The 12,594-nt window shown below is 61.3% G+C and carries 11 protein-coding genes; 2 read left to right on the top strand and 9 right to left on the bottom strand.

Annotated features, from left to right (window positions below; translation table 11 throughout):
* Position 1: 1 nt before the first annotated feature.
* On the bottom strand, positions 2-817 hold the full coding sequence (locus AA0535_RS12550) for a tRNA1(Val) (adenine(37)-N6)-methyltransferase (protein WP_264816773.1): 816 nt from the start codon (positions 815-817) through the stop codon (positions 2-4).
* Between the two features lie 158 nt (positions 818-975).
* Here AA0535_RS12550 and AA0535_RS12545 point away from each other — a divergent pair, with 158 nt between their 5' ends.
* Complete coding sequence (locus tag AA0535_RS12545; RefSeq protein WP_264816770.1) at positions 976-2,040, top strand: polyprenyl synthetase family protein; 1,065 nt, start codon at positions 976-978, stop codon at positions 2,038-2,040.
* 163 nt (positions 2,041-2,203) lie between these two features.
* Here AA0535_RS12545 and AA0535_RS12540 read toward each other — a convergent pair whose 3' ends face one another.
* Both AA0535_RS12540 and AA0535_RS12535 read right to left on the bottom strand, forming a co-directional pair.
* A complete protein-coding gene (locus AA0535_RS12540) occupies positions 2,204-3,028 on the bottom strand; it encodes a glutamate racemase (protein WP_264816767.1) in 825 nt (274 codons plus the stop codon).
* A 1-nt stretch (position 3,029) separates the two neighbouring features.
* Entirely contained in the window at positions 3,030-3,782 is a 753-nt protein-coding gene (locus AA0535_RS12535) for an orotate phosphoribosyltransferase (protein ID WP_264816765.1), read from the bottom strand.
* A gap of 177 nt (positions 3,783-3,959) precedes the next feature.
* Here AA0535_RS12535 and AA0535_RS12530 point away from each other — a divergent pair, with 177 nt between their 5' ends.
* Positions 3,960-4,196, top strand: coding sequence for a hypothetical protein (locus AA0535_RS12530; RefSeq protein WP_127101041.1), 237 nt, complete (start codon positions 3,960-3,962; stop codon positions 4,194-4,196).
* A 125-nt stretch (positions 4,197-4,321) separates the two neighbouring features.
* On the opposite strand, the gene AA0535_RS12525 is transcribed toward AA0535_RS12530, so the two are convergent.
* The 6 genes from AA0535_RS12525 to AA0535_RS12500 form a co-directional block, all read right to left on the bottom strand.
* On the bottom strand, positions 4,322-5,638 hold the full coding sequence (locus AA0535_RS12525; protein WP_264816763.1) for a citrate synthase: 1,317 nt from the start codon (positions 5,636-5,638) through the stop codon (positions 4,322-4,324).
* 71 nt (positions 5,639-5,709) lie between these two features.
* Entirely contained in the window at positions 5,710-6,225 is a 516-nt protein-coding gene (locus AA0535_RS12520) for a SixA phosphatase family protein (protein ID WP_264816761.1), read from the bottom strand.
* Between the two features lie 13 nt (positions 6,226-6,238).
* Positions 6,239-6,541 (bottom strand): chorismate mutase, encoded by a 303-nt coding sequence (locus AA0535_RS12515; RefSeq protein ID WP_264816758.1) that lies wholly within the window; start codon positions 6,539-6,541, stop codon positions 6,239-6,241.
* The gene (locus AA0535_RS12510) at positions 6,534-7,250 is read right to left on the bottom strand and encodes a metallophosphoesterase (RefSeq protein ID WP_264817024.1); all 717 of its coding nucleotides are present in this window, start codon (positions 7,248-7,250) and stop codon (positions 6,534-6,536) included. Before AA0535_RS12510 ends, AA0535_RS12515 begins: the two co-directional genes overlap by 8 nt.
* Positions 7,251-7,346: 96 nt before the next feature.
* Complete coding sequence (locus AA0535_RS12505; RefSeq protein WP_264816756.1) at positions 7,347-11,861, bottom strand: AAA family ATPase; 4,515 nt, start codon at positions 11,859-11,861, stop codon at positions 7,347-7,349.
* A gap of 23 nt (positions 11,862-11,884) precedes the next feature.
* Positions 11,885-12,487: a DsbA family protein gene (locus AA0535_RS12500; RefSeq protein ID WP_264816754.1), complete on the bottom strand. Its 603-nt coding sequence runs from the start codon at positions 12,485-12,487 to the stop codon at positions 11,885-11,887.
* Positions 12,488-12,594 lie beyond the last annotated feature (107 nt).

Below are 12,594 nucleotides of genomic sequence, written 5' to 3'. Positions count from 1 at the left end.
TCTATTTCAGTGCTTCCATCCCGCGCAGAATGGCCTCGCTCTGCGCCGTATAGCCGCCCTCATCCCTGTGCAGGATCAGGCCCGGCATCAGGCGGAACACGCCTTTCCCTCCCCAGATTCCGCGTAGCAGGACAATCTTTGCGCTTCGTCCCTGTTTGGGCCAGAGGGGGCAGAGAACAAGGCCGCCGAAGCCTGAACCGCGCATGGCCTCACAGGCAAGGTCGATGACCGCGGCGGGGAGGGCGAGGGTAAGGCTGCCTCCGGGCAGGATCCAGCGCGACAATGCCGAGATCCACGCGACCCATCCACCCTCAGGCATGGTCATCGCAAGTCTGCGACGGGCGTCTTCCGCTCCCGTATGGTTGGCCGGGTGCCAGGGCGGGTTTGCCATCGCATGGTGGAACCGGCCATTCGCTCCCGGGGTCATATGGCGCAGGGAAGGGGGAATATCGGGGAGACTGCCGGTGACGACCGTGATCCGTTCACCAAGGCTGTTTTCCTCCATGTTGCTCTGCGCAAGCGAGGCCGTGGCATGATCGGCTTCAAGCCCGACCCCCGCAATACCGGGGCAGCGTGTTGCAAGGCAGAGCAGACCTGCTCCGGCGCCGCACCCGGCCTCCAGAATACTCTGGCCGGGCTGTGCCGGCACGAAAGCCGCCATGAGAACCGGCTCGATGCCGGTTCGATACCCTTGGGTGAATTGCCGGTAGTGCACGCGTCTGTCGAGCAGATAACCGGTCATGGTTTCCTCGGTAGTCACCTCTGCGGCCTCAGCTTTTAAGGTGGCCGGGTTGACCGGAACGGTCCTGCCGCTCATATGGTTTTGACTGTCAGAGGGCTGGTGATCCGGTCTGGCTGGGTCATGCATGAAAGTCGGTTTCTGCCTCGGTGTGTTCCTGCGCCGGGACGAAACCCGGCACATGCCTTATACTGCATCAGGGTCGTCAGTGGCCAAGTAGGAAGTGGAGAGTTGCCTTGGGTGGTGCCGACAGCCTGACCGATACGAAGGCTCAGGAACAGAACAGCGTAGCCAGCCCAGCCAGCGGAGAACGTTCCGCTCTGAATGCGCTCTCCGATTTTCTTCGTGACGACATGGAATCCTGCAATCGCGAGATCGTGGCGCGCATGCAGAGCCCGGTACCGCTTATTCCGCAGCTCGGCGCGCATCTGGTCGCGGCAGGCGGTAAACGTCTGCGCCCGCTTCTCACGCTCGCTTCGGCGCGTCTGTGCGGCTACGAGCCTTCTCCCGAGCGGCAGCGTCACGTCGGGCTTGCGGCCTGCGTCGAGTTCATCCACACCGCAACCCTGCTGCATGATGACGTGGTCGATGAGAGCACCTTGCGCCGTGGTCTGGCCTCTGCCAACGCGGTGTTCGGTAACAAGGCCTCCGTTCTGGTGGGTGATTTCCTGTTTGCGCGGTCTTTCCAGCTCATGACCGCCGACGGGTCGCTTAAGGTAATGGCCATTTTGTCCGCCGCCTCTGCCACCATCGCAGAAGGCGAGGTGTTGCAGATGGCAACCCAGAATGATCTCTCGACGCCGATCGAGAAATATCTGGAAGTCATCCATGGCAAGACGGCCGCGCTTTTTGCGGCCGCCTGTCGGGTGGGCGCGGTCGTGGCAGAACGCCCCGAGGCCGAGGAGGCCGCGCTGGAAGCTTATGGCACCAATCTGGGCATGGCCTTCCAGCTTGTCGATGACGCGCTCGATTATGCTGCCGACCAGCAGGTTCTGGGAAAGACGGTGGGCGATGATATGCGCGAAGGCAAGATCACCCTGCCGGTTCTCGCCGCCTTCAATGCCGGTGATGAAGCTGCGCGCGGCTTCTGGCTGCGCGTGATCGAGACGGGTGACCAGACCGAGGAGGATCTGCCTCACGCACTCGCTCTGATCGAAAAGACGGGCGCCATCCAGACCACGCTCGATCGCGCGCGCGTCTATGCCGATGCGGCCATCGAGGCCTTGTCGATCTTCCCTGACAGCCCCATCCGTCGCCTGATGATCGACGCCGCATCCTACACGGTCAGCCGCGCCAATTAACGGCATAGCTGGTTCACCGAACGGGCAGGGATTGGGCTCTGGGCCGGCCTGACACGCCCCCGGCATTATCAGGGATAGCGCGTGTCTGGCGTTAAAGTCGGACTGGGCCGTCAGGTGTTGAGGGTATGTGAGGCGTCACCGCAATGCGGTAAGGCGCGCCATCTCAGACGCTGGCGTGTTCCACGATCGTGATCTTGTTATAGCCAAGCCGGGCAACGGCTTTTTCGAGCGCTTCCTGGGTGGGGGTCGGCCCCGTGAGGCAGAGTGTTTCGGGGAGATCGGTACCGCTCGCGCTCGGTGAGCGCTGATCGAGAATGCGCCCGACCTGTTGAGCAACCGGAATGGCGGGATCCAGCCAGTGGATATCCGGCGGGCAGAGTCTCAGAAACGCCTCGTTGAGAAACGTGTAATGCGTACAGCCTAGTCCTATCGTGTCGATACGCTCGCCATTCGGCGCCTCGAAGAGATGACGAAGCTCTTCGGCCACGAGCCGGTCATCGACTGCCTCGCCCAGATAGGCTTTCTCCGCGAGATCGGCGAGGGCGCGAGCGCCATGGACGATCATCTCGCAATCTGCTGCATAGGTGTCACGCAGGCTGCGCAGATAAGGACGTCGCGCCGTTCCTCTCGTGGAGAGCAGACCGAACACGCGGGTCTGGCTCACCCGGGCAGCCCAGCGCACCGGCGGGACGCAACCGACAAACGGCACGGCAAAACGCGCGCGCAGGGCGTCGAGCGCGATTGTGCTGGCGGTATTGCAGGCGATCAGCACGACATCGGGCCGCACTCGCGCGATACGGTCTTCCATGAGGGAAAGGATACGCGCGACGAGCACTGGATCTTCCTGCTCGCCATAAGGAAAGAGAGCGTTATCGGCCAGATAGTCAATCCGGGTACCGGGGGGCAGGGTGGTGCGCAAAGCCTGCACCACACCCAGTCCGCCGATGCCCGAATCAAAGGCCAGAACGCGCCCGGGGGGCAGGGGCAAGTCAGCCCTCCGCCTTGGCCTTGAGGGCTGCGGCTTCCTCGGCGCTCCCGACGCCACCATGGGCCTTGGACCAGCCACAGGGATCTTCTAGGAAGCGACGGACCTCGTGAATGTCGCTTTCCGAGAAGTAATTGGCACCCGAACAGGCCTCGAGCACGTCCCACCAGGTGCAGAGCGAATGCAGGGACACATTCATGTCGGCGAGCGTTTTTTGCGCGCCGGGGAACACGCCGTAAAAAAACACGACAAAGGTATGATCGACGAGGGCGCCTGCTGAACGTAGCGCATTGGCGAAGCGGACTTTCGAGGCGCCATCCGTGGTCAGATCCTCAACCAGGAGCGTCCGCATCGATTCCGGCACATCGCCTTCGATCTGGGCGTTGCGGCCAAAGCCCTTGGGCTTTTTACGCACATAGGCCATCGGAGCCATCATGCGATCGGCAATCCAGGCGGCGAACGGAATGCCCGCGGTTTCACCACCGACCACGCAATCGATGCTCTCATAGCCGATATGACGGCCAATCTTCTCGACGGCGAGTTCGACGATCTTCGCGCGGGCGCGTGGGAAGAAGATGATCTTGCGGCAATCGATATAGACGGGGGACTTCCAGCCCGAGGTCAGGGTGTAGGGCTCGTCAGGCCGGAAATTGATGGCCTTGATTTCCAGCAGGATACGCGCCGTCGTCAGCGCGGCATCCCGGTCCCACTGTGTCTGACGAACCGCGCCACCATTGATCTCGTTGCTGAGAGCCATCTGTTATCACTCCATAATCTATAGCGATGCAGGATTATCCGCCCTTTGCGAGAAAAGTAAGACAAATAAGAAGAGAAAATCCTCGCGCTTTCGTTCCATAGGCCGTGCTTGCATTTACCATCGGAAAAGATTTAGAATGCGCCAATTGAAAATAATTCTCAACTAGGACCAGTTTGCGTGACTGTCGATCTCAACCGCATTTCCCGAAAGTGCGAACGCGCCGTGATCACGGCGTATGAAGAATTGCGGGAAGTGGGCCAGCCTGACATCCAGGCTTTCACCGCATGCACGACCCTTTATCGCATCCACCACCCGGAGGCGTCCCTGAACGAGGCGCGCCGTCTGGTTTCTGAATGGATCGATCATCATATTGTCCGCCAGGACAAGGGTGCGACGCCGGGCTGCGATTGCTGAGACCGTCTTTTCGGCCTGATCGCTGAAAAGCGCCATTGTCCGAAGAGGTCTGCAACGATACGGGTCAAGAAAAAGCCGGGGAGTAGCCCCGGCTTTTTGTGTTTCCAGACACTTGCTGCGTGGTGTCAGCTTCGACGACAAAGCGGTACGAAGTCGCGCCGTGTCTCGCCTATGTAGAGCTGGCGCGGCCTGCCGATACGCTGTCCCGGCTCTTCGATCATCTCACGCCACTGACTGATCCAGCCGACCGTTCGTGCAACGGCGAAGAGAACGGTGAACATCGAAGTTGGAATGCCCATGGCTCTCAGAATGAGCCCCGAATAGAAATCGACATTCGGGTAGAGTCGGCGCTGTACGAAGTAGGGATCGTTGATCGCTATGCGCTCGAGCTCTGCCGCGAGATCGAACATCGGGTCGTGCTTCAGCCCAAGCTCGGAGACGACCTCGTGATAGGTCTGTTCCATGATCTTGGCTCGCGGGTCGAAATTCTTGTAGACGCGATGGCCGAATCCCATCAGCCGCACGCCGCTCTCGCGGTTTTTGACCTGAGCGATGAAGGCAGGGATATTTTCCTTGGTTCCGATCTGGGCGAGCATGCCCAACACGGCCTCATTGGCGCCGCCATGGGCCGGTCCCCAGAGCGCCGCGATACCGGCGGCAATACAGGCGAAGGGGTTTGCGCCGGTCGAGCCAACCAGACGCACTGTGGAGGTCGAGGCATTCTGCTCGTGATCTGCGTGCAGGATCAGGATGCGATCGATGGCGCGCGCGAGAACCGGGTTGACCTTGTATTCCGCGTTAGGGCGGGCAAACAGCATCTTCAGAAAGTTTTCAGAGAAGGTCAGGCTGTTATCGGGATAAACGAAAGGCTCGCCCACGGTGTATTTATAGGCCCAGGCAGCGATTGTCGGCACCTTGGCGATCAGACGGCGTGTCGAGAGGTCGCGTGAGGCCTCATGGGAGATATCGACAGCGTCGGGGTAGAAGGCCGAAAGCGCCGCAACCGTGCCGCATAAAATGGCCATAGGATGAGCATCACGGCGAAAGCCGTTGAAGAAATTCCTGATCTGCTCATGGAGCAGCGCCTGTTCCTTCAGGTCCTGCTGGAAACGGTCATAATCCTCGCGATTGGGCAGGTCCCCATAAACCAGAAGATAGGCTGTCTCGACGAAGCTGGCCTCGGTGGCAAGCTGCTCGATAGGGTAGCCGCGATGCAGCAAGACGCCCTCGTCACCATCGATGAAGGTGATGGCGCTCTGACAGGATGCTGTCTCGCCATAACCAGGATCGAAGGAGAACATCTGGGTCTGGGCGGTGAGCTTGCGGATATCGACCACATCTGGGCCGAGCGTTCCCTTGAGCAGGGGAAATTCGGCAGAGCGCTCGCCAATGCTGAGGGTCGCCGTTTCGGGAATGGATCCGTTGGTGTCGTGATCAGCCATGAAAAACGCCTTACGAATTGTGCCGCACGGAGGCAATCAACATATGGGTGAGGACTCCGACCAGACGGGCCTCAAGGACGAATCACGGCGCCAAGACACGCCGTGTTGGGAGACAATCCTGCCCAGTCCGATCCAAGGGTAAACAAGGTCGCCGTTCCCGGCTCATAACCCTGCATCAGTTCTCGTGCCACAGGGCCATCAATGGCATCGCTGGCAAGATGACGACATGTCTCGGCAATGGCGGGGTTATGCCCTACGATGATCAGGGTCTGTACGGATCCTGGCGTCTCACGCAGCAATTCAAGAATGCCATAGAGGTCGAGATCGTAGAGCGCATCGAGCCCGAACACTTCCCGGGAGACGGGAAGGCAGGCTGCAATGGCTCCTGCCGTCTGGGTGGTTCGTTTCGCGGTGCTATGCCACAGATGGACATTCGAGAGATCGAAGTCGAGCCTCGCCAGTTTGTGGCCGATGTTCCTGGCGTCGCGCTCGCCGCGTTCGGTCAATGGTCGGTCGCGGTCATTGCCCCCAAGCATTTCGGGTGCGGCTTCGGCATGTCTGACGAAAATGATCCGATGCGTCGTCATGGTCGGCTCCAACTCAGCGCGGACTGCGCCCGGCAATCGAGTCATGATGACGGATCACTTCCTTGATGATGAACGCAAGGAACTTTTCCGCGAAGTCCGGATCGAGGCGCGCCGAAGAGGCAAGCTGGCGCAAACGCTCGATCTGCCGGGCCTCACGTGCAGGGTCGGCTGCCGGGAGGCCGGAGCGGGCCTTGAGCTCCCCGACGGCCTGGGTCTGGCGAAAGCGCTCAGCCAGCATGTGAATCAGCGCCGCGTCGATATTGTCGATGCTTTGCCGGTGCTGTTCGAGAAGGGCGCGTGTTTCGTGTTCAGACATCCAGATCAATCCAGGCTAGATGGCCGCCTTTTCCGGCGCCAAGGTCAGTGAAAATAGCGCGACCTCCATTGCGTCCGTCCCTTATCCAGGGACGCCCATCGGTCGAGCGGCGGTCGTGACCGCAATAGACGACATGACCCTCAGGAATATGATCGATCCAGCGCAACCGTCTTTCCGGATAACCATCGGGCTGCATCCGTCCTGTCGTCTCACCGAAAAGCGCGCGCGACAGGAGAGGCGTCATCGAACCGAGAGCGGGGGGCGGGGCCTCGATCAGCATGTCGGTGTGAAATCCGCCATGCACGAAGATCAGATCGTCCTGTACGATCCAGGCCGGTGCTTCCGCGATGGCCTCATAGGCCCGCTCGCGCAAGCCTGCCTGAACAGGTCCAGAGAGCTGGTGCAGCGTCTCTTCCAGCGGCGGGTCGCGCCTCAGTCTTCGGCCCTCGAGCGCACGCCCGAGTTTGCGATCATGATTGCCAAGAATGAACAGTCCGCGCCCGTCATCGATCAGATCCAGCATCAGCCTCAATGTGCCTGCGCTGTCTGGCCCGTGATCGACGAGATCCCCGAGCTGGATGATGAAGCGGTCGGTTGCCACAGCATGCTCGAAAGCCGTGAGATCGCCATGCACATCGCCCACTACGCGCAAACCACGACCGGCGCTCAGTCGGGAAAGATCGGGAGGAGGCGGTGGGGAAAACGAAATCGGATCGGCCTTTCAATGTGACTTCATGTCGAAACCGTCATTATGGGCAGGATCGGGAGAAAAACACAATAAAGACATGGTTATAACCGCTTCGCCTCAGGGCACCACTGCGAGAGACCCGCTTTCCGCGAAACTGGCTGCCAGCGACAGATCGACCGAGAGAACCTGGCTGACGCCGCGCTCCTGCATGGTCACGCCGAACAACCTGTCCATATGCGCCATGGTCAGCTGGTGATGGGTCACGATCAGGAAGCGCGTCTGGGCCTCCTCCGCCATGTCCTTCAGCAAGCCGCAGAGCCGCTCGACATTGGCATCGTCCAGTGGGGCATCGACCTCGTCCAGAATGCACAGCGGCGAGGGCTGGCACTTGAAGGTCGCGAAGATGAGCGACAGCGCGGTGAGAGCCTGCTCGCCCCCCGAGAGCAAAGAGAGGGTCGAGAGTTTCTTGCCCGGAGGCTGGGCGAAGATTTCCAGACCAGCCTCGAGTGGATCATCGCTTCCTACAAGACCGAGATGCGCCTTCCCGCCATTGAACATGCGGCTGAAGAGGGACTGGAAGTGACGGTCCACCTCGACAAAGACGGACTGGAGCCGCTCGCGTCCTTCCTTTTTCAGGGCATTGATAGAGCCCCGCAAACGATTGATCGCCGATTCTAGCTCGGCATGCTCGCGCGCCAGATGGTCCGACTGGCTGCGGGCATCGGCATATTCCTGCTCCGCGAGAAGATTCACGGGGCCGAGCGCTTCACGCTCTTTCTCGTTGCGTGACAGACGACGCTTGAGCGTGGTTTCGCTCTGCTCCGTCAGAGGTAGATCGAAGGATTGCTCCGGGAGATCGACGCGTGTCTCTGCCAGCTTGGCAAGTTGGGCGCGCGCCTGTTCGAGCCGCTCCTGGAGCCGTATGGCGGTCTCTCGCGCGGTTGCGCAGCGCTGTTCCTCTTCGCGGTGCGTTTGGGTGAGGGCTTCGATGGCAAGGTCGATTTCTGCGAGAGCCTCAGCCGCAGCAGAAAAGTCGCTTTCTGCTTCCCTGAGCGCATCGGCATTGTGTTCTGTACTCATTTCGAGCCGGGCTGCTTCTGCCTCGACACGGGCAAGCTCTGCAGTGCCTTCGGTCACGCGTTCTGCAAGGCGAGCAAGATCGTCCTCAAGGCTCTTGATCAGGGAGTCAGCCTCGGTCCGGCGCAGGATGATCTGAGCTTTCTCCTGCGTGGCGGTCGTCAGGTTTGACTCGGTTTCACGCAGGGAACGCTGGCAGGCCTGATCCTGCTCACGGCGCGCTGTCTCGGCCTCACGGCACCGTGCCAGTTCCAGTTCACTCGGCGCCAGATCCGGCACCGGGGATAGGCTTTCGCGATGCGCGTGCAGCGTCTCCAGGCTTCTCACCAAAGCATCGTGCTGTGGTATAAGAGCCGAAAGTCGACTGGTCAGGCCAAGCCTGAGATCACGCCTCGTCTGAAGGTCACGGGCTGCCGCACCGATCTCCCGCCCCAGCGTCTCACTCGCTTCACGCGATATTTCCAGCTCTCGCTCGATGGTTTGCAGCATGTCGCGCCTGCTTCGAAGCGCGGCCTGCGCGCCATCAAGCGTCGTCTCGTGATCGCGGGCCTCGAGCTCCGTCCGCCGTGCAGCGACGTCCTGCCGGTCAAGATGCGCCTGACCGAGCACAGCCCTGAGCGTCACTGTCTTTGCGCTGCGGGCCTCCTCCTGGAGGCGAAGCCGGGTCGCATGCTCCCGGGCCTGAGAATGGGCCGTCTCTGCTTCTCGTGCTTTCGCCTGCGCTTCGGTATGGGCTTCTCTGGCTGCGTTCGCGACACGCTGCGTCAATGAGCGTTTGGCCTCCACGCTCTCCCTGGAAGGGAGACTTTTCAGCGCCGCGCTGGCATTCTCGGCGCGGCGTTGCGCTTCTTCGTGCTGGATCGCGGCCTCGCTGCGACGCTCCTCAAGCAGAGCCAGCTGACCTGTTACACGGTTCTGTTGCGCCAGAAGCGCCTCCTCCTCACGACGCAACCCGGGCAGGAGTGTTTCGTCACGGTGCATGGCCTCGCGCAGCGTGCCGAGGCATGCGGTCAGATCGTTATAACGGGATTGGTTTTCTGCTTCCCGCGCTCGCAATCCGGGCAGTTCCGCCTCGACCGACTGGATCTCATCCTCCAGTTTGCGCAGCCGAGCCATTGTTTCGACTGGCCCAAGAGCGCCCGAGGGCAGGGTGCCCGTGTCACGATACCCGTCCCAGCGCCACAGGGCGCCGTCCCGGCTGACAAGGCATTGCCCCGGCAACAGAGCTGACTGAAGCCTTCTCCCCGTTGCCTCATTCTCAACCAGGGCAATCCCTGACAGACAACGGGAAAGCGCAGGTGGCGCGGACATCAGCGTGTGAAGCACCTGGCATTCCGGTGGGAAGGAGCGGGCTTCGAGTTCAGGGAGAATGACCCATGCGCGGCTCTCGCTGGCATCGAGCGATGCTTCCAGCGTCTGGTCCAGCGCCACGGCGACAGCGCGTTCCAGTCCCGCGGGAACGACAAGCGTTTCCACGAGGGGATCGTGAAGAAGAGTACCGGCTCGCACCGCTTGCAGCGCCTCATGCTGGGTTTGCAACGCCATGAGTCGTGCAGCGGCTGTCTGGCTGGCGGCGCTCGTGCTGTCCCATTCGCGCTGGCAGGTATTCCGCTCGGCAGAGAGTGCTTCCCGTTCGAAATTCAGGGACTGAAGGCGAGCCTCTGTCTCTTCCCGCTTCAGGCGCGCCGCTTCGACTTTGCCCTGATCTGGGAGACCCGCAAGCAATTCACGGCGCTGGTCCTCGGATACCTGGCTTTGCGAATCGTGCCGCGCGCAAGCCTGCTGCGCCTGTTCATGCTCTTTCTCGAGCAACGCATATTGACGTGCAATGCTTCCGGCTTCGGCCTCGGCTTCAGCCTGCGCCTGTTGCGATCGCGTCAGACCTTCCTGACACGCCTCGGCGGTGCGGCGTGCCTCGTCCAGCGCTTGGCGCAGGGTGACAACAAGAGAGTCTTCCCGCGCCAAGGCCTCATCGTCCATCCGGGACGCTTCGAGAGCAGAGAGTTCGGCTTCATGAGAGGTGATCTGGCGCAGGAGACCATCATGACGCTCTGCCAGCCCCTTGAGTGTCTCGCGGGTCTGATCGGAATCTCGTCGGGCCTGGCCGACACTCTGCTCGGCTGCCGCCACCGCCAGGCGCGCGTCCTGGTGACGCTTCGTCAGGACGGTCAGCTCCCGCTCATGGCGCTGGCGGGTCTGGCGCTTCTCATCCAGTCCTGACTGGAGTGTCTGCAAAGCCGCCTCGTCAGGCATCTCGGCCTGAAGCGTGGCGATCGTCCCGGACAGTGCGGTTTCTTCGGTTTCGAGCGTGGCAAGGCGCTGCGCGGAGGACTCATGGTCTTTGGCAAGTGTCTCTGCGGCAAGCCGGTCCCGTGCAAGCGTCTCGCTTCGCCTTGCGACTTCCGTCGCGATGTCGCTCAGGGCTATCGCGGATTGCCGGGCGGCCTCCTGCTTTTCTACGAGTGTTTCAGGCAATGCCGCCAGAAGGGCATCGAGTTCCTCGAGGCTGGTTTGCAGCGTGTGCCGCCTTGTGATCGCCTCGTCGATGCGTGCCCGGGCGATACTCTGATCGGTGAGTCGCTGCTCCTGATGGGATCTAGTTTGGGCACAGGCTGCGCGGGATTGTGTCAGTGATTCCCGGATTGTCTCCGTGGTGACCCGAAGTCGGTCACGTGCCGCACGTAGTGTCTCCACCGTTTCACGCAGGGAGAGAACTCTCTCCTTGTGGGAGGCGCTGGCTTTCTCAGCGGTTTCGGCACCGCGCCCGGCCTCGTCACGCTGGCGTTCCGCTTCCGCAAGCAGGGCCTCGGTACGCTCCACCAAAAGCGCAGCGCGCTTGTGCACCAGCCAGGAAAGGGCAGCCTCATCATCGCGTATGGCCTCGGAGAGACCGCGATAGGCACGCGCCTGGGTCGATTGGGCGTCGAGCTGTTCCAGGCGCAGTTCGATCTGCTGCCGCAGATCCTCGCTGCGCTCGATATTGCCCTCGGCCTGACGAAGTTTGAGTTCCGCATCGTGGCGTCGGGCATGCAGCCCGCTTATCCCTGCGGCCTCTTCGAGCAGCGAGCGTCGCTCTTCCGGCTTTGCACTGATGAGGGCGCTCACGCGATTCTGGCTGACGATGGAGGAACTGCGCGCGCCGGAGGAAAGATCGGCGAACATGGTCGTGATGTCGCGAGCGCGCAAGGCACGCCCATTCAGCCGGAAATCGCTGCCGGAACCGCGCTCGGCCCGTCGACAGATCTCGAGCCCATCTGCCTCGCCAAATGGATGCGGAGCGAGGCCGGTTGCGTCCTCCAGCCAGAGCGTGACTTCCGCCAGAGAGCGCGCGGCGCGGGCGCTTGTGCCTGCAAAAATCAGATCATCGAGTTCTCCGCCACGGAGGGCACGGGCGGAGCTCTCTCCCATGGCCCAGCGCAGGGCCTCGACGACGTTGGACTTGCCACATCCATTCGGCCCGACAATGCCCGTCAGGCCGGGAAGGATATCAATCGTGGCGGGATCGGCGAAACTCTTGAAACCCGCTATCCGCAGGCGCGTGATCTTGGCTGACATACGCGAAAAGCGGGGTCCTCTGTTTAGCCGCCAGCTTTCTTCACTTCGGCCTCGAAGGCTTCGAAGGTCAGAAGCTCCTGGTTATAGGGCTGGTTGTTGAACATGAAGAAAGGCGTGCCGCCAATATTGTACTTGGCCTGGTCAGCATCCTGCTGGGCGACCAGCGCCTGACGGAATGCATCATCTGCATCGATCTTGGCAAATTGTTCGGCTGAAATGCCGGCAAGAGCGGCCATCTGCTGGATCTGTTTCTTGGGGTCGACGTCACGGGCGAAAGCCCAGCGATCCTGGCTGGCCAGCATCGAATTGACGAAGGGAACATAGCGGTCAACAGGCAGGGAGCGCGCCACCATGGCCCCCAGCAGGGCGATCTGATCGAGCGGGAAGTCATGATAGACGTAGAAGACCTTGCCCGTATCGATCAGCTTCGCCTTGACGTCCTGAAAAACGGTCATCTCGAAATGCGCGCAGTGGGTACAGGTGAGGGAGAACCACTCATTCACCGTGACCGGGGCCTTGGGGTTGCCCAGAGTGCGGGGCGTGAGCCGCGCATCCTCCGCGCGTGCCTTCGGGATGAGCGCAAGAGCAGGCAGAGCAGCCAGAAAACTACGCCGATATAGAGACATTGAGGAACACTCCCGGGTCATGATGTCAAAGTTTTGAAGACCGGAAGCCACACGGCGTCAAGAGGCGGCCTGCCCTGCAGGGGCAGACCGCTCCCTTTTCGTCTGGC

This window comes from Asaia krungthepensis NRIC 0535 (assembly GCF_025995175.1).
Classification (GTDB): Bacteria; Pseudomonadota; Alphaproteobacteria; order Acetobacterales; family Acetobacteraceae; genus Asaia; species Asaia krungthepensis.
Note: the sequence above shows the minus strand (reverse complement) of the source record. Positions and strands in the feature narration are given on the sequence as shown.